The sequence below is a fragment of the Pontivivens nitratireducens genome, assembly GCF_014235845.1.
GTDB lineage: Bacteria > Pseudomonadota > Alphaproteobacteria > Rhodobacterales > Rhodobacteraceae > Pontivivens > Pontivivens nitratireducens.
The window spans coordinates 120,708-143,161 of record NZ_JACJUQ010000009.1; the positions used below are offsets into that span (position 1 = coordinate 120,708).

A 22,454-nucleotide genomic window follows, 5' to 3' on the forward strand; every position below is an offset into this window, starting at 1 on the left:
AAACCAGATGAGCGAAACGCTTGATATGCCCACATCCCTAGATTTCGGCGAAGATTATCCGGAAATCCGCGATGCCGTGCGCAAGATCTGCGCCCCCTTTGACGGGACCTACTGGCAAAAGTTGGAAAAAACCGACAGCTATCCCGATGAATTTGTCGAGGCACTGACCAAGAGCGGGTTTCTGGCGGTGCTCATCCCAGAAGAATTCGGCGGCTCTGGCCTGCCGCTTCGTGCGGCATCGGTCGTGTTGGAAGAGATCCACGCCACCGGCGGAAATGCGGGTGCTTGCCACGCTCAAATGTACATCATGGGGACCCTGCTGCGGCACGGTTCAGAGGCACAGATGAAGCAGTACCTGCCTGCCATCGCAAGCGGCGAGCTGCGCCTGCAGGCCTTTGGCGTGACCGAACCCACTACGGGGTCGGACACCACCAAGCTCAAGACCCGCGCCGAGCGCGACGGTGACGAATACGTGGTGAACGGCCAGAAGGTCTGGACCAGCCGCGCGCTCTATTCCGATCTGATGTTGTTGCTGGCCCGCACCACACCGGTGGATCAGGTGACCAGCAAGACCGACGGCCTGTCCGTTTTTCTGGTCGACATGCGCGCGGCACGTGGCAACGGAATGGAAATTCGCCCGATTGACGCCATGGTCAACCACAACACCACCGAGATCTATTTTGACAATCTGCGCATACCCGCCTCAAGCTTGATTGGTGAAGAAGGCCGCGGCTTCAAATATATCCTTGACGGTATGAACGCGGAACGCACGCTGGTCGCATCCGAATGTCTGGGCGACGCGCGCTGGTTTATCGAAACGGCGACGCGCTATGCGAATGACCGCGTGGTCTTCGGCAAGCCCATCGGCGCGAACCAGGGCGTGCAATTTCCAATCGCGCGCGCCTATGCGGAAATGCGCGCCGCCGAACTGGTCCTGCGCCGCGCCTGTGCGCTCTTTGACGCGGGCCAGCCCTGTGGTGAGGATGCGAATATGGCCAAGTTTCTGCTCTCCGAGGCCAGCTGGCACGCCGGTGAGGCCTGTATGCAAACGCATGGTGGTTTTGGCTACGCCTGCGAATACAACGTGGAGCGCAAATGGCGCGAAAACCGTCTCTACCAGATCGCGCCGATATCCTCGAACCTCATACTTGCTTATCTCGGTCAGCATGTTCTCGGCATGCCACGCTCGTATTGATCAAAACCGCTGCGCGCTGCACTGCCTCGGGGCGTATATGCGGAAAAAAACAGGCAGAACGGGAGGAATTAATATGACTAAACTCACTCAATCACGGCGCGGTTTCCTGGCGACTTCTGCAGCGACACTGGGTGTTCTGTCGGCGCCATCGGCGCTGCGCGCGCAAAGTGAACAGGTTATCAAAATCGCGTATAACCTGCCCGAGCATCATGCCACAGGCACATATTTCGAAGTGCTGGCAGAAGAAATTGCCGCGCGTACGGCTGATACCTCGATCAAGCTGGTGCCTCAGACTTTCCCTGATGGCCAGCTTTACAACGACACCCAGCTGCCGGATGCGATTTCGACGGGTGCGACCCATATCGGTCAGGTCAATCTTGGCTTTATGGCCGGTCGCGATGCCGAATTACTTCGGATCTGGGCGATGCCATTCCTTTATGAAACCTGGGAAGCCGAGTGGGCGGCCGAAGACAGCGCTGAAATGCGCAACGCCTTTTCAACGCAGTTGGCCAAGTACGATCACGAGATGCTGGGCTGGACGGCCTATGGCACCGTTGAAATCTACACGAACACACCGGTTCGGGTTCCTTCGGACATGGAGGGGCTCAAAATGCGCTCGTTCGGTCTGGATGCCACGCGACTGCTCAGCTTGCTGGGTGCATCGCCCGTCACGATGAGTTCACAGGAAATCTATCAGGCGATGCAACGAGGCACTATTGACGGTTGCTTGACCGGCCCGTCTTCGGTGCTTTCGCGCAAGCTCACCGAGGTGACACAATACGGCACCAACATCGCATTGGCGCGTTTGCCGTTTGTAGGGTCTGCGTCCAAGATGTGGTGGGATACGCTGCCGGAGGATGTGCAGGCCGCTGTCAATGCCGCAGCGCAAGTCGCCCAAACAGCATCACGCGAACAGGGCAAGGCGGACAACGAAGCAATTGCCGAAAAACTCAGGGCCGGGGGTGTGGAAATTATCGAACCAACGGTGGAGGAGCGCCAGTTGTGGAGCGAGGCGGCTCAGCCGCTTCTGGAGGACTACAAGGAAAAAACAGGCGATGCCGGTGCCGAAATTCTCCAGGCCATAGCGGAAGCCAACGCGGAGCACCCTGCCAGCTAGACTTCATCGACGCGAGAATGTTCACATTTGTCCGACCGGCGGTCCTGTCTCCGGTCGGACAGATCTCTTCCAGCAGTCAGGCAAGGTTCCCATGCAGCGAGCAATTCAGGCTTTGGCCACGGTCCAGCATACCGTCATAAGCATGGCGGCGGCCGCACTTCTGGCACTGCCGATCATCACCGCCTATGACGTGACATTGCGCTATATTTTTCACGCGCCCACGGTTTGGGCGACTGAAATCTCGATTTACCTGCTGCAGTTTGCAGTCTTCATGACACCCGGAGCCCTATTGGCGAGCGGGCACCACCTGCGTGTCACTTTCTGGATCGAGAACCGTACAGGCATGACCCGTCGGATCGCCGAGATCGCAACCACGTTGGCGGTGCTGCCCTATGCGGGCATCCTGATCTGGTATGGCACGGCATACGCCGTGCGCGCGTTTGACCGGGGTATGCTCGCGCCGACGCTGCTCGAAACGCCTTTGTGGTTCATCTATGCGATGGTCCCGATCGGTGGTGTGCTCCTGATCCTCGGGGTCATCCTCAGGTGCTACCTTCTGGCCAAAGGTAAAGAACTGGATGGTAACAGAATTGATGTGGAGTCGAACATATGATTTCTGGCCCCGTCATTATCATTCTACTCACCGTTCTATTGGTTTGCCTGGTTTTCGGCGTACCGATCGCCTTTTCACTGGGCCTGGCCGGTGCGGCAACGATCGTTGCCGCCTCCGGTATTCCATTTCTGATTCAGGTTCCATTGACCTTGCAACGCACGCTGGCCGATCCGGTGATGCTGGCCGTGCCCATGTATATCCTGATGGGAGAAATCCTCTATCGGGGCAAGGTTGGTCAGCAACTGTTCGAAGTCGCGAATGTTTGGGTCGGCAGAATGCGCGGAGGGACCGGCGTCTCCGCTGTGAGCGCCTTTACCTTTTTTGCGGCTATTGTCGGCTCCTCAATGGCATCGGTGCTGACAATTGGTCGTATCGCACTGCCTGAGATGGAGAAGGCGGGATACTCCAAGCGGCTCAGCTATGGCCTATCTGCTGTAGGTGGATCGCTGGGCATTCTGATCCCGCCGTCCATTCCGCTGATCATCTACGCTTCGCTTGCTTCGGTTTCACCGGCACAGCTTTTCATAGCGGGTCTGCTTCCGGGCATTTTGATTGCGGCGCTTTTGGCGGCTTGGGCAATGTTCGCGGCACCGCCCACGCGGGATATGAATACCGCAGCATGGTCCGCCAGGAAGGCGCTGCGCACAACCTGGCGCGCACTTCCCGATCTTTCGTTGCCTGTTATCGTTCTGGGGGGAATCTATACGGGCATATACACTCCGACAGAGGCTGCCGGTATCGGCGTTATATTATCGCTGCTGCTAACCGTCGTTCTACGCCGCAGTCTTTCCCTGAAAGATCTACCCGGGGTTCTCATCGTCGCGACCCGCCATTCGGCGAGTTTGCTGGCGATCGTGGCAGGCGCGTTGATCCTTGGATCGGCTCTGACGTTGATCGGTTTGCCCCAGTTTCTGGCAAAAACGGTCATGGAAGCCGGAGTAGAACCATGGGTCGTGCTGCTGATCATGATGGTGACCTGGACCATTCTGGGTTTTTTCCTGGAAGTGATTTCAATCATTCTGATCACCGTGCCGGTCTTTGTTCCTATCGCGGTGGCCCTTGGTTTCGATCCCTTGTGGTTCGGTATTTTGATGGTTCTCAATATGGAGCTTGCCGTCATCACACCACCGCTCGGCATGAACCTTTTCGCGCTAAAGGCCATCCTTCCGGATGAGAAGATCGAAGTCATTATCCGGGCAACTCTGCCATCACTCGCGATCGTGCTGACAGTTCTCGTACTTGTTTGGATTTTTCCGGATATCGCACTGATATTGACCCGCTTTTGACCAGCAATTTCCGGCATATGGAGGCACCATGACGGAAGCTACAGATTTACATCGCCCCGATCAGCCCTTGCGGGGTATCCGGGTGATTGAAATCGGCCACTCTGTCGCGGCACCTTTTTGCGGACAGGTGCTGGCGGATCTCGGTGCGGAGGTGACCAAAATAGAGAATCCCGATGGCGGCGATGATGCACGCCAGTGGGGCCCGCCATTCATCGGAGAAACGGCCGCGGCCTTCCACAGCCTCAACCGGAACAAACGGGCGATTGCTGTCGACCTCAAGGATGCGGATGAACGCACAAAGCTGGAGGGTCTCATCAAGGAAAGCGATATTGTCGTTCACAATATGCGTCCGGGGCTGATGGAGCGGTTTGAACTGGATGCAAAGACCCTCTGTGCCAGATATCCCAGATTGATCTACTGCAATCTGGGGGCTTACGGCGCGACCGGACCGCTGAACCGTCAAACTGGCTATGATCCCTTAATGCAGGCCTTTTCAGGCATTATGTCTGTCACAGGCGAAGCGGGTCGCCCTCCGGTGCGTGTAGGACCGTCGATTATAGATCAGGGCAGTGGGATGTGGTGTGTCATAGGCATCCTTTCCGCTCTGCTGGGGCGGGCGATCAGCGGGCGCGGTTGTATTGTGGACACCTCCCTGTTCGAGACAGGGCTGAGCTGGATGACCGTGCCCATTGCAAATGCCCTGGCCTCGGGGAAAGAACCCGGCAAGACCGGATCGGAAACACCGATGCTGGCCCCTTACCGTGCATTCCCAGCGCGCGACCGGCATGTCGTTATTGCAGCAGGCAATAATAATCTGTTCCGCCGGTTGTGCGACGCTCTGGGCCAACCTGAATGGGCCCAGGACGACAGATTTCGCGACAACGCCAGCAGGATCGCCAATCGCGAGGTGTTGAACAGGATTATTAGCGAGGTGATTGTCCAACAGGATGCCGATCATTGGGTCACAGTGCTGGAAAAGGTCGGCGTACCTTGCGCCGCCGTCAACAGCGTATCCGAGGTGCTGATGCATCCACAAACCCAGGCACTCGGCATGTTGCTGGACAGCGGCGACGAAAAGCTGGGGCTGATCGGTACACCGTTGCGATTTGACGGCCGTCGCCCTGAATTGCGCACCACTGCCCCCGAAGCGCCGAAGAGCGGTATATAGAGGGCGGTCATGAAAATTTCCATTACTGAGGTTGCGCTGCGAAACGTGCCAGAGGCTGATGGTCGAAAATCATTCGGATTGAAGACCAACGGATCAGCATGCCTCTGAGGGGCATTAGGTAGAGGCTTGTGCCATCGTATGATGGTGTGTGGCGCTGGTCCGGTTGTATTGTCCGAGACCTTCGGCTTCATGGGCGGCAAAGCTGGCATAGGGCTTTGAGCCGTCCAAACCTGGTTTTATGATAAGACCCGATCTTATGTGTCAGGCGACCTCGCTATCTGACACCAACGGATTGAAGCAGGCGAATTCGCGGTCCGGCCCATCAGCGACCAATACTGGCCTTTCGGCACGGCACTGAGCCGTTGCGAAGCTGCATCGTTCATGAAAGGCGCAGCCAGCGGGGGGGGACAGCGGGTCGGGCAGTTCGGTTTGTGCATTTTCAGGTGCGGCGATGGGGCGACCGACTTCGGGCGCGCTTTGCGCCAGCAGGGCGGTATAGGGATGGCGCGGATTGGCGAAGATTTCGCGTGCTGATCCGACTTCGACAACCGCCCCGAAATACAAAACCGCGATGCGGTCGCTGACCGCTTCGACCACGGCCAGATCGTGACTGATAAACAGATAGGTCAGGCCAAACTCGTCCTTGAGATCGGCCAACAAGTTCAAGACTTGCGCCTGCACCGACACATCCAGCGCTGAAACCGGTTCATCAAGGATCAGGATGCGCGCCTGTGCGGCCAGGGCACGGGCGATCCCTATGCGTTGCGCCTGTCCGCCGGAAAACTCATGCGGATAGCGGTTGAGGAATTCCTCGCGCAGGTTCACGGCGTCGAAAATCTCGCGGATGCGGGCGGCGCGGGTCGCCTTGTCCATGTGGTGCAATTTACGCAGTGGCACCTCCATGATCTGACGGATCGTCTTGCGCGGATTCAGACTGCTGATCGGATCCTGGAATACATACTGGATGCGCTTGCCGAAAATGGCCGGATCGGCGTTATCCAGTGTCTTCCCCTCGATCTCGATTTGGCCAGTGCTGGGGGCGAGCAACCCTACCAGCATTTTCGCAAGGGTCGATTTCCCGCACCCGCTTTCGCCGACAATGCCAAGGGTTTCGCCAGTTTGAACGGTCAGGTCGATGGGCTGCACCGCGCGCACCAATCCCCTGGGCGCGCCGAACAGGCGCTTGCCGACGGGAAAGGATTTCGACAATCCGGTCAGTTTCAAAGCAATGCTCATGCGCGCGCCCTTTCCATGTTTTCGGGGAAAAGACAGCGGGTCTTGCGCCCTGCATCCGTAGCAACCAGGGCGATATCACCAGCCCGGCAGGCATCCCGTGCCTTGTCGCAACGGTCAGCAAACGCACACCCTTCGGGCAATCTGTCGACCATCGGCGGCCGGCCGGGAATGGCCGCCAGTTTGCGCTGCCCGCCGCCCAGCGTGGGCACGCAATCAATCAGACGGCTGGTATAGGGATGTTGCGGCGCGCTCAGAACGGCATCGGTCGGCCCTTCCTCGACGATGCGTCCCGCATACATGACCGCGACACGGTCACATAGCTGCCCGACCACGCCGAAATCATGGGTGATAAAGATGATCGCCAGCCCCCGGTCACGGCGCAGATCGCTGAGGACCGACAGGATTTGCGCCTGTACAGTCACATCAAGCGCGGTGGTGGGTTCATCGGCGATGATCACATCAGGGCCATTGGCCAGCGCCATGGCGATGCCGACGCGCTGGCGCATCCCGCCCGACATCTCATAGGGGAAACTGTCGATGCGGTTTTCGGCATTCGGGATACGCACGGATTTCAGCAGGTCGATGGCGCGGGCACGGGCCGCAGGTTTCGATACTTGTTCATGCGCCTGGATCGCTTCGATCAACTGGTCACCGACACGATAAAGCGGATGCAATGTGGCCAGCGGGTCCTGAAAGATATAGGCCACCCGCCGCCCGCGCAGACTGCGCAGGATTTTATAGGGCGCGCCGATCAGATCTGCGCCATCGAAATGCACGGCCCCGTGGGTGATCACGCCGGGGGGCGATGCGACAAGCCCCATCACACTCAGCGCGGTGGCGGATTTTCCCGACCCGCTTTCACCAATGATGCCAAGGCACTCACCCTTTTCCACATGCAGATCGACACCGCCAACCGCCTTGTAAACGCGGCCCCGCACGCGAAATTCGGTGCGCAGCGCGGCGATATCCAGAAGGCTGTTCGTCGCGGCCGGAACCGGGTCTTTGCGATCAACTTGTGTGGCGGCCATCGGGCGGCTTAGCGCGCCGGATTTCAAACGCGGATCAAGCGCGTCGCGGATCCCGTCGCCCAACAGATTGATCCCCATGACGATGATCAGGATCATCGCGCCGGGCACAACCGAGGTATGTGGGTTGGTGATCAGCGCCGCGCGCGCCTCGCCCAGCATCGACCCCAGATCGGCCTGCGGCGGTTGCGAGCCGAGGCCCAGAAACGACAGGCCAGCGGTTTCAAGGATCATCCAGCCCACGGTTGTGGACATCGCGATGACGATCACGGGCGCCACATTCGGCAAGACTTCGCTGACGATGATCTGACGGTCGCGCATCCCTGCAAGGCGGGCCGCATCGACGAATTCCTTATGAGCGATCCCGACCGTGATCCCGCGAATGTTGCGCGCAAAGAACGGAACGTTCACCGCCGCCACCGCGATCAGCGCATTCATCAGACCCGGCCCGAGGGCGGCGACAATCGCCAGCGCCAGCAGGATATAGGGAAAGGCCATCAACATATCGACACCGCGCATGATGAGGTTATCGGTGCGCCCGCCGAAATAGCCGGCGATAATCCCGATAGCCGACCCCAGCGCGGCAGCGATCACCGCCGCAGCAAAACCCATCGCCAGGCTAAGGCGTGTGCCCCACATGAGGCGGCTCAGCAAGTCACGGCCCAAATGGTCCGTCCCCAGAATGGCCCCGCTGCTGAAGGGCGGTTTGAACCGGTTCGGGGTGTCCGTCACGTCAGGATCGGCCAGCGGCAGCAGCGGTGTAATCACCGCAAGCAACACCACGATGCCGATTACGATCAGACCGAGTAGCGCCAGTCGGTTGCGCGCCAGCAATTTGAAGAATGCCATCATGTCTTGATCCTCGGATCAAGCAGGGCCTGAGCCACGTCCACAAGGATGTTGAACATCACATAGCACGCGGCGATGAACACCACCCCACCCTGAACCAGCAGAATGTCGCGTTTCAGGATTGCATCGACCAGCATCCGCCCGACTCCGGGCCACTGGAACACCATTTCGATATAGACGGCACCCGACAGCACGAAACCCGCCTGAATACCCAGCACCGGAATGATCGAGACCATTGCCGCGCGTAGGGCGTGACGCCAGATCACACGACGTTCGCGCACGCCCTTGGCGCGGGCCGTGCGGATAAAATCCTGTCGCAGCACTTCAAGCATGGCCGAGCGCGCCAATCGCGCGACCACCCCCGTCGCCACGACCGCCAGCGCAAGGGCCGGCATCGCCAGGTGATCGAGCAGCACCAGAAAGTTGCGATCCCCGTAAATCGGCCACATGCCAGAGACCGGAAACCACCGCAGTTTTACGGCGAAAATCAGGATCATCATCATCCCGAGGAAAAATGACGGGATGGAAATACCCAACAGCACAACAAAGGTGATCGCCTTGTCCGCGAACCCATATTGCCGCGCGGCCGAGACGACACCGGCGGCAATCCCAAGGATCGAACACAGCACGAACGATGTGCCCGCAAGGATCAGCGTCGCGCCGAAACGGTCCAGCACCTCGTCGATCACAGGACGGTTCAGCGCGAAGCTCCGCCCGAAATCACCCTGCAACATATTGCCCAACCAGATGAAATACCGCGCGACCAGCCCCTGATCCAGGCCCAGATCGCGGTTCAGCTTTTCGACGTTTTCGGGGGTGGCATAGGATCCCAGGATCGCCGTCGCCGGATCGCCGGGGATCAGCGCCATGATCAGAAAGACAATCACGCTGATCCCGAGCAGCACAGGAATAGCCGAGACGAGCCGCTTGAGGATGTATCCGGTCATGCGCCCGCCCCACGTGTTTGCGCGGCCCCACCATCGGGGCTGCGCAGCGTTTCATCAGTTCTTGGTCACATCGTCCAGCAACAGGAAGAACGATGGTTGCAGCGAAAAGTCTTCGACGCGGTCACTTGTCACGGCGTTCTGCTTCCAGTTGGCCACAAACACCCAAGGCGCGTCTTCGTGCACGATCACCTGCATTTCGCGATACAGGCGCGCGCGTTCGTCCTGATCGGTCTCCACACGGGCCGCTTCCAGCAGGGCGTCCACTTCGGGGTTGGAATAATAGCCCGAATTGAATCCGCCCTGATCAGGCCACGCCTCGGTGCGCAGCGCGAGGAAAGGCAAGGTGTCGGGATCGTTTGTCATCCAAGCCATTTCCGCCATGTCCGCCTTGCCCTCAAGACCGGGGTTCACGTTGCCAAGGAACGTATTCCATTCATAGGTTTCGATCGTGACATCAAAGCCCACTGCCTGGAGGTCAGCCTGAATGGCTGTGCCCATCGCAACAGGATCAAGCATGCCTGACCCGCCTTCAGTCACATAGAATGTCAGCTCGGAACCCTCGGCTCCGGCCTCGGCGATCAGCTCACGGGCACGATCAGGGTCATACGGGTACGGTGCCAGCTCTTCATTGTAGGCCCAGGCAAAGGCAGGCGGTATCGGGCCAGCGGCCACTTCGGCAGTACCTTCCAGCACGTCATCGACGATTGCCTGCTTGTTGACAGCATAGTTTGCCGCCTGACGCACACGCACATCGGCAAAGGGGCCTTCCTTGGCATTCAGGATCAGGAACCAGACATGCGGACCGGCCTGTTCGTGCACGGAAAACGCATCACCCTGAAATTCGCTCAGGGCGACGGGCGGCACTTCGACCATCAGGTCAATGCCACCGGCCAGCATTTCCGCGGTACGGGTGTTGGCGTCGGTGATCGGGCGGAACACCACCGTCTGCAATTCGGGCGCGCCGTCCCAGTAATCGGGGTTGGCCTGCACGACCACCGCTTCGTTGCTGCGCCATTCATCAAAGGTGAACGCGCCGGTGCCCGACGGGTTGCGCCCGAAATCAGCGCCATGTTCCCTCACCGCGGCAGGCGATACGATCAGCCCCGTGGGGTAGGCAAGGTTGGTCAGGAACGGTGCATAGGGTGCGTTCAACGTGAACTGCACCGTTTGCGCGTCGATCACCGCCACGTCCTGCACGGCGGAAAAGAAGAACGCCAGCGGGAACGGGCCGGTATCGTGATAGGGGTGCTCTTCGTCCAGCATCCGGTCGAAGTTGAACTTGACCGCTTCTGCGTCGAAAGCGCTGCCATCATGGAACGTCACGCCTTCGCGCAGGGTAAAGGTATAAACGGTGCCGTCTTCGGAAATGCTCCACTCGCTCGCCAGTGCAGGCTCGACTTCAAGCGTGCCATCCTTATAGCGCACCAACCCGTCATACATGTTCATCAGGATGCGGAAGTCGTTCACGGCAGTGACCGCAGCGGGATCGAGCGCCTGGGGTTCCGCGATCTGGCCAACGATCAGCACGTCATCAGGCGTTTGCGCCGATCCCGTGCCCGCAGCAAGTGCCAATGCGGTCGCCGCCGTGGCCGCAAGCAGCGCATGGCGCGGAAGGGTCAGGAATGTCATGGCAGATCCTCTCTGTTGCAACATATTTATCATGATTGATTGTATTGGGTCAAATTCTCATGATAAATTCAAGATAAATGTGCTAGGGGTGCTCTCATGACGTTTTCCATTCTGACATTTGACGCAAAAACAGGCGTTTATGCGGGGGCAGCTGCCACTGGCAGCCTCTGTGTCGGTGGCTGGGTTCTGGGCGGGGACATCGAATCGGGCCTCTGCGCATCGCAAGGCACCGCCCCCAGCACGTTCTGGCGCGACGATGCGATCCGCAGATTGCACGCGGGCGACACGGCGGAAAACGTGGTTTCCGGGCTGACCGGCAATGACACAGGGCGCGATCATCGCCAGCTTGCCGTGCTTGACAAATCCGGCGGCACGGCGGGATTCACAGGGGCGCAAAGCATGCCATTTGCAGATGTCATCGCAACGCCGACCCTGATCGTGGCAGGCAACATGATAAAGTCGCGCGATGTGCTGACGGCCCTCGCAGACGGGTTTCGTGCCAGCGATGGATCCCCGCAAATGCGCCTGCTTGCCGCCTTGCACGCAGCGCAGATTGCGGGCAGCGATGTGCGCGGGCTGCAATCAGCGGCCCTGCTGGTGTTATCGCCCGATGCGCCACCACTTGATCTGCGCATTGACCACAGCGCCACACCTTTGAACGACCTTGCCGCCCTTGCGCAGCGGGTCAGCCAGCCCCCCTATGTTCACTGGCTGGACAAGGTGCCGGTTCTGACAGACCGCGATCGCGCGCCGGATCGGTCAGCCGCGTCCGCGTCGCAGGGCTGAGCGCACCCGGTCATTCCGCCATAAACTCACGCGTGATCTTCATTTCCTGCGCGTTCATCATCGTTTCCGCCTCTTGCATGTGCGAGCGCATGATGTCGCGCGCGCTCTGCCCATCCCCACGCGCAAGAGCCTCCACCAGATCAATCTGGTGGCGCCGGCCCCGTTCCCAAAGCGCCCTGTTGGGGGCGGCATAAAGGCGCCGATAGACGGTCAGGTCGGCCAGTATTCGCGCCATGAAGGAAATGACGAAATCCAGCAATTCGTTGTCCGCCGCATCGGCAATCCGCGCATGAAACGCCAGTGAGGTGATGTGCTGCTGTTTTTCTTCTTCGGGTGTGCGGGCCGGTTCGGGATGCCGGTGCGCCATCTCGCGCAATTCGTCCAGCGTTTCGTCGTCCAGTTTGCCCGCCAGGGTGGCGACCAGCTCCGGTTCAAGCACTTTGCGTATTTGATAAATGTCGGACAGGGACAGATCCTTGAAATAGAAGTAATTCCCAAGCAGCGACATGGCGCGATCCTTGCTGACCTCGCCCACAGAGCTGCCACCACCCGGCCCTGTCTTGGTGACGATCAGCCCCTGCGCCTCAAGGATGCGCATCGCCTCACGCACGGTGCCTTTGGACACGCCAAATTGCGCGATCATCGCCGCCTCGTTCGGCAGCTTGTCGCCTTTGCGCAGGTCACGCTCAACCACCCAGCGTTTGATCTGATCCGCGACCTGCACGGGCCGCGAGCGTTTCTGCGCGCGCGGTGCGTCGGTCATCTTGGGATCAGTCGGAAGCGCGTTTCTTCTCATGATAATTTTCTAGACGAGGCATGGCGCGTTGTGTAGCCGTAAATTGATAATGATAAATTGGTATCCCGATGAACTATGGTGACATCGCCCAAAGCCGCCTGACCGCAATCGCAGGCTGTTCGTTGCGCGGCGATGGCGTGACCCGCCTGCCTTTCACGCCAGAACACCGCGCCGCGCTGGAACATATTCTCAGCTGGACGGCAGCGGCAGGACTGCAAGCGGAAATGGACGCTGCCGGAACCCTGATCGCCCGCCGTGGCGGACCCGGGGAGGGCAAGACATTCCTGATCGGCTCGCATCAGGATTCGGTGCCCAACGGCGGGCGATATGACGGGATCATGGGTATCGTGTTGGGGTGCCTCGCGCTGGAAAAGCTCCGCAATGACGGTGTGAGCCTGCCTTTCGCAGTCGAAGTTTTCGCATTTGCCGATGAAGAAGGCGTGCGCTTTCCGACAGCGCTTCTCGGGCCGCGCGCTCTCGCCGGAACCTTGAATACTCGCGACCTTGTGCGGGCAGATCGCGACGGCATAACCCTGGGGGCGGCCCTTGCCGCGTTTGGGGGCGATCCCGCGCACATCCCCGCTCTGCGTCGTGATCCAACCAGGATTCTTGGCTACCTTGAGGCACATATCGAACAAGGTCCGGTTCTGGAGCGCAAATCGGTGCCTTTGGGGGTCGTCACGGGCATCTGCGGAATTGAACGCAATGCTTTGCGCTTTACCGGCACAACCGGCCACGCCGGAACGGTGCCCATGGCCGACCGGCGCGATGCCCTTGTTGCGGCATCACGGTTTATCACCGCGGTGTCGGACCACGCCAGCAGAACCAACGCCATCCGTGCCACGGTCGGGACGATCAAAGTTGCGCCAAATGCCGTCAATGCGATCCCCGATATCGCTGAATTCCCGCTCGAAATCCGGTCGGTCGATGACGCGGCCCGCGCCAGCTTCGCCGACCGGATGCACTCCATGGGCAATGACATCGCCGCAGCATCGGGGCTGACTTTCGATATGGACCGCACCTATCTGCAGCCTGCCGTCGCCTGTGATCCTGTGCTGACGAATACCTTGGCCAAAGCGATTGCAGACAGCAAATATCCAGCCGTCGCGCTTCCTTCGGGGGCCACCCACGACGCTTCGGCAATGTCGGATCTTTGTCCCATCGCAATGCTATTTGTCCGTTGCAAGAACGGCCTCAGCCATCACCCCGATGAATATGCCAGCGCTGCGGATATGGGGGCCGCAGTGGACGCGATCGCGGAGTTTTTGAGGTCATTGGCATCATAAGAGCCCACCTGGCATGACCACATTGCCACCACTCTCTACGTTTCAGCCTTCGGCAATGTGAAACGCACAGTAAAGTTCGACATAGAGAACATATGCATACCGCGATCAGGGCTCTTCGGTAGCATTTTCTGCGGGCGACAAGAACATTTGCAACGTATGCCGGGTTCGCTCAACCACACCAGTACAGAAAAAGGGGAACCATGTTCCAGCGGCTCCAATCGCTGACAGGTAGGGTAAGGACATTCGCAAAAACCTGCCACGATGGCATGGTCTAGCGGTTCGACGTTCCATGCTTGACGATGTTCGAGCGTTCGCTGTGCGCGTGGCAACGCCCCCTTCCTTTCTCGAAGAAAGCGCGGTTCCGGAGGGCGTCCTTGCAGAACAAAAGGTCCCGATGAACATCGCAGTCGAAGGCATTCCGTATAACGTGATTGCACTCGGCGGCAGCGGCCTCACACACTGACGGCCAGTCCGGCGCGCGTCCCTTCGCAGGCGTGCGCCAAAACAGATATTCCCCTGCGATCCCCGTCGTACAAGGCCCCGGCCCTACACGCGCGCCTCTGCCTCTGACTTCAGCCTGCGCGCGGCCCCGCCGGGCGCGGCGTCCCAGACGGCGATCCAGCGATAGAAGACCGGCGTCAGGAACAGGGTAAACACCGTGGCAAAACCCAGACCGCCCACGATCACCCAGCCCACGGCGATGCGCGCTTCCGCCCCCGCGCCCGAGGTCAGGATCAGGGGCAGCCCCCCGAAGACCGTTGAGATCATCGTCATCATCACCGGGCGGATCCGCAGGCGCAGCGCGCTTCGGATGGCGGTGTCGATATCCTCACCCGCCGCACGCAGCTGATTTGCAAACTCGACGATCAGGATGCCGTTCTTCGCCATGACCCCGATCAGCATCACAAGGCCGATCTGACTGTAATAGTTCAGCGAACCGCCGGTCATGGAGATCGCCAGCAGCGCCGCGGCAAGGCCGAAGGGCACCGTCATCATGATGACAACCGCGCTGGCAAAACTCTCAAACTGCGCCGAGAGCACCAGAAGCACGACGATCAGCGCCACGCCGAAAACCATGTAGATGTCGCCCTGGGAATCGTCGAGCGTCGCGGCCTCTCCGGTGAAGGTAATGCCCATGCCATCGGGCAGAACCTCGTCGGAAATGGCAAGCACGCGGGCCATCGCGCTCGACAGGTCCACCCCCTCCCCCAGATTTGCCTGCAACGCGACGGACAGCGCCCCGCCCAGACGTTGGATCTGCGCGTCGCTGACCACCATATCCAGCGAAGCGACGGCAGATAGCGGGATATACGCGCCATTGTCGAGGCGGATGGACATGGATGCGATATCGGACGGATCGTCGATCGGCGGCCCGCCGGGCAGGACGTTAACGTCTGTTTCCACATCATCGGCAAAGACGCTGACAGCGACATCCCCTTGCACCATGGCGCGGATCAGGGCGGTAACATCCGAACTGTTCAGCCCCATATCGCCGGCGGCGCTGTCATCGACGGTCACTTCCAACTGCGCATTGACGCTGTTGTTGGACAGTTGCGGGTTCAGAAATGTAGCGTCCTGCGACATCGCCGCCGCAAGGGCATCTGCGGCTTCGGTCATGTTGGCGAGGTTCGTGCCCGTCACCGCGAAGCTCAACCCGCCGCCCGCGCCCCGAATGTTGAGGCTGTTGGTGGATCGCGCGCTGACCTGCACCCCGGGGACCGAGGCGAGACGACCGCTGATCTGGGCGATCAACTCCTGCTGGGTCACATCGCGCGCCGACCAGTCCGGCAGACGGACGACAATAAAGGCACTGGTTCCGCCGCCGACGCCGATGATGCTCTGCACCGTCTCGATCTGGCCGCTCTCCTGATACGGCGCCAGAATATCCTCGACCAACAGCACCTGCGTGTCGAGGTAATCGACCGTCGTGTCCGAGGCCCCGCGCGCCTGCACCAGAAAGAAACCCCGGTCCTCTTCGGGCGTGACGGTCGAGGGCAGCGTCATCGCGGCCCCCATGGCGATGATGGCGAAACCGATGGCGACCGACACGACCAGCAGGGGCGTGCGAATAGCGAAATCCATCACGCGGTCAAAGGCGCGGGACATGGGCCCGGGTTCCGTTTGCCCCGCCTCGGCCTGCGTCTTTCCGGGGTCCAGAAGGGCTGACAGGACCGGTGCGAGGGTCAGCGCCGTGATCGACGACAGCGTCACCGCGAAGGCGAGCACGAAGCCGAATTCCGAAAAGACACCCCCCGCCTGACCGGGCAGGAACGAAATCGGTATGAACACCGCAGCCAGCGTTGCCGTGGTGGAAATGACGGCAAAGAAAACCTCGTTGGTGCCCGATGCAGCGGCGGCAAAGGCCCCCATGCCCGACTTGCGCTTGCGCACGATGTTTTCAACCACGACGATGGCGTCATCCACCACCATGCCCGTCGCCAGAACCAGCGCGAGCAGGCTGATCGTGTTGACGGAAAAACCAGTCAACCAGATCGCGGCCAGCGTACCGATCAGCGCCACCGGGATCGTGACCGCCGGGATCAACGTCGCGCGCGGGGAGCGCAGGAACAGAAAGATCACGGCGACCACGATGCCGGTGGCCATGAGGATGGATTTGACGACTTCGTTGATCGACCCCTCGATAAAGATACCGTCGTTCGAGGTGACCAGCAGTTGCACGCCTTCGGGCAATTGTTCGCGCAATTCATCCACCGCGACAGCCACCTCGCGGGAGATTTCCAGCGTGTTTCCAACCGATTGCCGGGTAATATCCAGACCGATGGCGGTTTCCCCGTTCACGCGGGTGAGAACGTTCGCATCCTCGGGGATCAGCTGGACAAAGGCGACATCCGCGACGCGGGTCGTGTCGTTGATCGGCAGCTGGTTTATGGTCTCCACCGCGACGGCCTCGTTGCCCACCCGCAGTGACAGCGTCTGGGATTCACTCGTAAGCTCGCCAAGGGCCGTGTCATCGCGCAACTGCGCCAGCGCGGCGGAAACGTCAAAGATGGTCAGACCGCGGCTCATCAACGAGGGCATGTTCACCGCCACCCTGAATTCATCGGCACGGTCGCCGCGCACCGTCACCTCCGCAATGCCATCGATCAGCGAGAGGCGTTCATATACCGTGTTTTCAGCCAGATAGGTCAGCGTGTCGAGGCTGGCATCCCCCAGCAGGGCAAGGCGAATGATCGCATCGGCGTTGCTGTCACTCTTGCTGACGCTGGGATCGTCGATATCATCCGGCAGGGACCGCAGGGTGCCCGACACGATCTCCCGCGCCTCGTTGGCGGCGACGTTGACATCCGTGCCGTCGGACAGGTCGATGGTAATCCGGCTGGACCCCGCGCTGGAGGTGGACTCGATATAGGCCATCCCCTCAAGCGCGCTCAGCGCATCTTCGAGCACCTGGGTGACTTCGGTGTCCACCGTGCTTGCCACCGCGCCGTCATAGTTGGTCCTGACGGAGAGGACGGGCCGGTCCACATCGGGCATTTCGCGGATGTCCACACTGCCGAGCGCCGCCAGCCCGGCGATGATGATCAGCAGGTTCAGCACGATCCCGAAAATCGGCCGCGCAACGAAGATATCGGCGAACCCGGCCTTGTGCGCGCGTTTTTCCAGACTCATGCGTCCGATCCCCTGCGTGCGTTGGCATCAGTGACCTGCGCGCCCTCACGCAGCTTCGATGCCCCCTCGGCCACGATCTGCGCGCCCAGAGGGTCATCTGACTCGACCCAGACCTGATCCCCCTCGCGGTAGCGGATGGTAACGGCCACGCGGCGGACGCGGCCTTCCTCGACGATCCAGACCCCCGCGCCGGTGCGATCCCAGGTGATTGCCGTTGCAGGCACGACGGGCAAGGCATCGGTGTCTTCGGTCATGCGGATGGCAAAGGTCATGCCGGCCAGCAACAATCCGCCGGGGTTGTCGATCTCCGCCTCTACGGTGGCGCTGCGCGTCACGCTGTCGAGCCGGCTGTCAAAGGCGGTGATCTCACCCTCGAAAATCCTGCCCGCATAAGTCGGTGTGGAGACGAAAACCCGCTTGCCTTCGCTCAACAGACCGATGGAGCGTTCGGGCACCTCGAATGTGGCGAGCAGGCTGGTGCTGTCGTCGATCGTGACGATGGCATCCCCGCTCGACACACGATCCCCGACGCTGACATCGCTCAGCCCCAGTTGGCCCGAAATCGGGGCGGTGATCGTTCGGTCATCCAGCGCGACCTCGGCCAGTCCGACATTGGCTTCGGCCAGACGCAAGGCAACGCGCGCGTCGGCAAATGCCACGTCCGTCACGATCGAGCTGCCATTGCTGCGCAGCCCCTCATAGCGGGTGACGGTGGCCTGCGCCTGATCCCGGTTGGCCTGTGCGATCTCCAGCGCCAGCCGTTGCGTGCGATCATCCAGACGCAACAGGACATCACCCTTTTCCACCATCTGATTGGCATGCAACGCAGTCTCGACCACCTCGCCCGCATCCGTCGCGGTAACTTCGGTGCGGTGAAGTGAGACAGCACTGCCGACGGTTCGCAGAACGAGGGTGTAGGCCCGGGCCTCCAGCGGGGTCAGAACCACCGTCGTCGCGCGCCCCTGCCCCTGCCGCCCGGTTCGTGCGGGTTGCGGGGCACTGGCCGTTTCAGTCGTGCTTGCCCCCCAGAACCGGCTGACCTGCTCGGGAACACCGAAAGCGATGCCATAGGCGCCCGCAATGATGATGAGGGATAAGATGGCGAAGAATGATTTTTGCACTGGCTTCTCGGCTCCTCAGGGGCGCTGTCCATCCGGACAGGTTATCGTAATCTTTGCTCAGTCAAACACCATCGCGCCGAGAGTGGGGACGCCAGGCCAGCTTTCATCAGCTTAGGGTTCATCAACTCAGGGCCCATCAACTCAGAGATTGAATGGTCCTGGCCCCCAAAGGTGTTCACGCTTTTTCTTATACGATCACCCAAACCCATTCCGTCGCGCCGATTTGGATTATTCTCACCAAAGGACAATTTAATTGCCGAACGCGGCTGACGCGGATCAACGCCCTGCCCCGCACGTCGGCTGATACTGGATATTGCGATGGCGCCAGCGCGCTGTTCTTTCTGCGTATTCCGCCATCCTCGGGTAGAATGCCATCACTTCGGGCCATGCGGATCGGAACTTCCCGATCCTGCGCGTTGTTCTAGCTGAGATGGAGGTATTCATGACCGATCATAGCAACAGGAAACCCGACTGGTGGAAAGGCGCTGTCATCTACCAGATTTATCCCCGCAGCTATCTGGATACGACCGGCAGCGGGACAGGCGACCTGCGCGGCATCACGCGCAAGCTGGACTACATCGCCGATCTGGGCGTGGACGCGATCTGGATATCGCCGTTCGTCGCGTCCCCGATGCTCGATTTCGGCTATGACGTATCGGATTATCTGGCGGTCGATCCGCTGTTCGGAACACTCGACGATTTCCGGCAATTGCTGGACGCCGCGCATCAGCGCGGGCTGAAGGTGCTGATGGATCAGGTGCTGTCGCACACCTCCGACCAGCACGCCTGGTTCCTCGAAAGCCGTCAGGACCGCGACAACCCCAAGGCCAACTGGTATGTCTGGGCTGATCCGACGCAGACAGGCGGCCCGCCGAACAACTGGCTGTCGGTCTTTGGCGGTCCGTCGTGGCAGTGGGAACCGCGTCGCGGGCAATACTACCTGCACAACTTCCTGCGCCAGCAACCCGACCTCAACTATCATTGCGAGCAGGTGCAGCAGGCCGTGCTGGACACCTGCCGGTTCTGGCTGGATCTGGGGGTGGACGGGTTCCGGCTGGACGTGTGCGCCTTCTACTTTCACGACAGCGAACTGCGCGACAACCCCCCCAATCCGGTTCAGCCGGAGGGCGCGCATTTCATGTTCAACCCCTATTCCATGCAAGCGCACAAATACGATATCGGGCGACCCGAAAATCTGGAATTTCTCGAACGGTTGCGCGCCCTTTGCGACACATATGATGACAGGATCCTTCTGGGCGAGCTCAATCAAGAGGACGGCGAGGAACTGCACAAAAGCTACACCGCCGGCCATCGCCTTCACATCGCCTATGGCTATTGGCTGCTCGGCTCCGAGGAGGTCAGCGCAGCGCTGTTTCGCGATACGGCCCGCGAACTGGGATATGGCGACGGCGACGGCTGGCCGTGCTGGGCGCTGGACAATCACGACTTCACCCGCAGCCTGACCCGTCTGGGGTTGGAGCGTAACCCCGAGGCAGGGCCGATCCTGACAGCGGCGATGACGTTGCTGCGCGGGGCCTCGTGCCTCTATCAGGGGGCGGAATTGTCCCTGCCCGAGGCACAGCTGCCCTATGACCGCATTCGCGATCCCTATGGCCGCGAATTCTTCCCGGCATACAAGGGCCGCGACGGCGCGCGCACCCCGATGCCATGGAACAGGGACGCCCCCCATGCAGGCTTTTCCGAGGCGGAGCCATGGCTGCCGGTGGTCGAACCGCATCAGATTTCCGCCGTTGACGTGCAGCAGGTGACCCTCGGCTCACCGCTCAACCGGGTGCGCACGTTCCTGAAATGGCGGCGCGAACAGCCCGAGCTGCTGCAAGGAAGCATGAGCTTTCTCGACCTGCCCGAACCATTGCTGGGCATCCGGCGCAGCGGCGAGGGCCGGTCGATCATCTGCATCCTCAACCTGTCGAACGACGAGGTCGTGCACGAATGTACCGAGGATTTCTGCGGAACGCCGATCACCGGGCATGGCTTCACGGCCATTCACCGCAACGGCATGCTGGAAATCCCGGCCTTCGGCGCGTGGTTCGGGGCGACGGAATGACCGGCGGGCGCGATATTCTGCTGGCGGACGCGATCCTGCGTGGCGGGCAACCGACCTTCGATGCGCGCGACTGGTGGCGCGGTGCCGTCTTCTATCAGGTCTATTTGCGCAGCTTTCGCGACAGCAACGGCGACGGGATCGGCGACCTGCGAGGGGTGATCGAGAAGCTCGACTATATACAAGGGCTGGGCGTGGATGGGATCTGGCTGGCCCCGTTCTATCTGTCCCCGCAAAAGGATTTTGGGTACGATGTCAGCGACTTGCGCGCGATCGACCCCCGGTTCGGCACGATCGAGGATTTGCTGGAACTGATCGAGGGGGCGCATGATCGCGGAATGCGCGTGCTGGCCGATTTCATCCCCTGCCACACGTCGGACGAACACAAATGGTTCCGCGACAGCCGGGCCTCGCAGGACAACGATCACGCCGACTGGTACGTCTGGGCGGATGCCTCTGCCGACGGAACGCCGCCGAACAACTGGCTGTCCTCGTTTGGCGGGCCCGCCTGGACGTGGGAACCCCGGCGGAGCCAGTATTATTACCACCCGTTCCTGACCTGCCAGCCCGCGCTGAATCTGCGCAACGAGGAGACGTTGCAGGCCGTGATCGACGCGATGGCCTATTGGCGCGATCTGGGGATCGACGGGTTCCGGCTGGATGCGGTGCAATGCCTGTGCTGGGACGAGGCACTGCGCTCCAACCCCGCGCGCGTCACGCAGACGGACGATGTGGCCTTGGGCGGCGGTCCGAACAATCCCTTCGCCCGGCAGGAACATCTGTTCGACCGCGACCTTCCGTTCGGCATGTCGATCATCGAACGGTTTCGCAAGGAGTTGACCGACGGTCACCCGGAATTCGCCCTGATAGGGGAGCTGGCGGACGTGGACACCTCGCGTCTGGCCGTGAAATACACCGGCGGCCAGGACCGCCTGCACGCCGTCTACGATTTCGATCTGATCCATAAGGGCAAGTCGATCCGGCGATGGGTCGAGACCCTGCGCGTTCGCTCCAGGTTCATCAATTCCGGCTGGCTGCTGAACGTGATGACCAATCACGATTCGGAACGCGCGGTCTCGAACCTCACCAAATTCGCCGAGGATGCGGGCCAGCGCGACGCCGGTGCCAAGCTTTTGCTCTTTCTTCAGGCCACGCTGAGGGGCGGCGCCATCGTGTTTCAGGGGGAGGAACTGGGCCTGCCGCAACCGAAGCTGGATTTCGAGGACCTTCAGGATCCGTGGGGCATCAACCTCTATCCCGATTTCGCGGGGCGTGATGGCGTGCGCACCCCATTCCCGTGGCGGCACGACCTCAAGAGGGGCGGCTTTACCGATGGAAAGTCCTCGTGGCTGCCGATCCCGAAGGAGCATCTGCCCTTGGCCGTGGACAAGCAGGAGCATGACGAAAACAGCGTCCTGTCGTTCTTTCGCGCGCTGATGGCATGGCGCAAGGAACACGCGTTCCTGCGCTGGGGGGGCGAGGTCGTTTGCGACGCCGACACCGTGCCGATCATCGCAATAGAGCGGCGCGGCGACAACCGGGCGATCACCTTCCTCGCGAATTTCAGCCTCGAAGAGCGTTTCTACCCCTGCCCCGGCAAACTGATCGCGTTTCCCCACTCCACCGCCCGGCAGGATGCGAAGGGCATTCACCTGCCCGGACTAAGCTTTGCCGCAACCTCGGCGGGCTGAACCGGGTGAGCGCG

The 22,454-nt window shown here is 60.7% G+C and carries 17 protein-coding genes; 10 read left to right on the forward strand and 7 right to left on the reverse strand.

The genetic code is table 11. The features are described 5' to 3' along the window. The first annotated feature begins 25 nt into the window (after positions 1-25). The 5 genes from H1S03_RS11470 (at position 26) to H1S03_RS11490 (ending at position 5,379) form a co-directional block, all read left to right on the forward strand. Positions 26-1,195 carry an acyl-CoA dehydrogenase family protein gene (locus tag H1S03_RS11470; protein WP_185804595.1) on the forward strand — a complete coding sequence of 390 codons (1,170 nt, stop codon included), beginning with the start codon at positions 26-28 and terminating at the stop codon, positions 1,193-1,195. Positions 1,196-1,268: 73 nt separating this feature from the next. Then, entirely contained in the window at positions 1,269-2,312 is a 1,044-nt protein-coding gene (locus H1S03_RS11475; RefSeq protein ID WP_185804571.1) for a TRAP transporter substrate-binding protein, read from the forward strand. Between the two features lie 142 nt (positions 2,313-2,454). Then, positions 2,455-2,925, forward strand: coding sequence for a TRAP transporter small permease (locus H1S03_RS11480; RefSeq protein WP_166194548.1), 471 nt, complete (start codon positions 2,455-2,457; stop codon positions 2,923-2,925). After that, positions 2,922-4,211, forward strand: a complete 1,290-nt coding sequence (locus H1S03_RS11485) for a TRAP transporter large permease (protein WP_185804572.1) — start codon at positions 2,922-2,924, stop codon at positions 4,209-4,211. Before H1S03_RS11480 ends, H1S03_RS11485 begins: the two co-directional genes overlap by 4 nt. A 28-nt stretch (positions 4,212-4,239) precedes the next feature. Next, on the forward strand, positions 4,240-5,379 hold the full coding sequence (locus tag H1S03_RS11490) for a CaiB/BaiF CoA transferase family protein (protein WP_185804573.1): 1,140 nt from the start codon (positions 4,240-4,242) through the stop codon (positions 5,377-5,379). A gap of 261 nt (positions 5,380-5,640) precedes the next feature. Here the strand turns inward: H1S03_RS11490 and H1S03_RS11495 are convergent, their stop codons facing one another. From H1S03_RS11495 to H1S03_RS11510, 4 genes are read right to left on the reverse strand one after another with little or no spacing between them, the layout of a single operon-like run. Then, positions 5,641-6,615, reverse strand: a complete 975-nt coding sequence (locus H1S03_RS11495) for an ABC transporter ATP-binding protein (RefSeq protein ID WP_185804574.1) — start codon at positions 6,613-6,615, stop codon at positions 5,641-5,643. Further along, positions 6,612-8,489, reverse strand: a complete 1,878-nt coding sequence (locus H1S03_RS11500) for a dipeptide/oligopeptide/nickel ABC transporter permease/ATP-binding protein (protein WP_185804596.1) — start codon at positions 8,487-8,489, stop codon at positions 6,612-6,614. The genes H1S03_RS11495 and H1S03_RS11500 overlap by 4 nt, the downstream gene beginning before the upstream one ends. After that, positions 8,489-9,436, reverse strand: a complete 948-nt coding sequence (locus tag H1S03_RS11505) for an ABC transporter permease (RefSeq protein WP_185804575.1) — start codon at positions 9,434-9,436, stop codon at positions 8,489-8,491. Before H1S03_RS11505 ends, H1S03_RS11500 begins: the two co-directional genes overlap by 1 nt. A gap of 54 nt (positions 9,437-9,490) precedes the next feature. Beyond that, positions 9,491-11,065 (reverse strand): ABC transporter substrate-binding protein, encoded by a 1,575-nt coding sequence (locus tag H1S03_RS11510; RefSeq protein ID WP_185804576.1) that lies wholly within the window; start codon positions 11,063-11,065, stop codon positions 9,491-9,493. 96 nt (positions 11,066-11,161) lie between these two features. Between H1S03_RS11510 and H1S03_RS11515 the strand changes: the two genes are divergently transcribed. Then, positions 11,162-11,851, forward strand: coding sequence for a DUF1028 domain-containing protein (locus tag H1S03_RS11515; protein WP_185804577.1), 690 nt, complete (start codon positions 11,162-11,164; stop codon positions 11,849-11,851). A gap of 10 nt (positions 11,852-11,861) precedes the next feature. On the opposite strand, the gene H1S03_RS11520 is transcribed toward H1S03_RS11515, so the two are convergent. Continuing rightward, on the reverse strand, positions 11,862-12,614 hold the full coding sequence (locus H1S03_RS11520) for a FadR/GntR family transcriptional regulator (RefSeq protein ID WP_249777892.1): 753 nt from the start codon (positions 12,612-12,614) through the stop codon (positions 11,862-11,864). Between the two features lie 101 nt (positions 12,615-12,715). Between H1S03_RS11520 and H1S03_RS11525 the strand changes: the two genes are divergently transcribed. Further along, positions 12,716-13,933: a M20 family metallo-hydrolase gene (locus H1S03_RS11525; protein ID WP_185804579.1), complete on the forward strand. Its 1,218-nt coding sequence runs from the start codon at positions 12,716-12,718 to the stop codon at positions 13,931-13,933. A 289-nt stretch (positions 13,934-14,222) separates the two neighbouring features. Then, positions 14,223-14,396, forward strand: coding sequence for a hypothetical protein (locus H1S03_RS11530; RefSeq protein WP_185804580.1), 174 nt, complete (start codon positions 14,223-14,225; stop codon positions 14,394-14,396). An 83-nt stretch (positions 14,397-14,479) separates the two neighbouring features. Here H1S03_RS11530 and H1S03_RS11535 read toward each other — a convergent pair whose 3' ends face one another. Next, complete coding sequence (locus H1S03_RS11535; protein ID WP_185804581.1) at positions 14,480-17,563, reverse strand: efflux RND transporter permease subunit; 3,084 nt, start codon at positions 17,561-17,563, stop codon at positions 14,480-14,482. Further along, complete coding sequence (locus tag H1S03_RS11540) at positions 17,560-18,684, reverse strand: efflux RND transporter periplasmic adaptor subunit (RefSeq protein WP_185804582.1); 1,125 nt, start codon at positions 18,682-18,684, stop codon at positions 17,560-17,562. Before H1S03_RS11540 ends, H1S03_RS11535 begins: the two co-directional genes overlap by 4 nt. A gap of 442 nt (positions 18,685-19,126) precedes the next feature. Between H1S03_RS11540 and H1S03_RS11545 the strand changes: the two genes are divergently transcribed. Then, complete coding sequence (locus H1S03_RS11545) at positions 19,127-20,752, forward strand: alpha-glucosidase (protein WP_185804583.1); 1,626 nt, start codon at positions 19,127-19,129, stop codon at positions 20,750-20,752. After that, positions 20,749-22,440 carry an alpha-amylase family glycosyl hydrolase gene (locus H1S03_RS11550; protein WP_221892684.1) on the forward strand — a complete coding sequence of 564 codons (1,692 nt, stop codon included), beginning with the start codon at positions 20,749-20,751 and terminating at the stop codon, positions 22,438-22,440. Before H1S03_RS11545 ends, H1S03_RS11550 begins: the two co-directional genes overlap by 4 nt. The last annotated feature ends 14 nt before the right edge of the window (positions 22,441-22,454 follow it).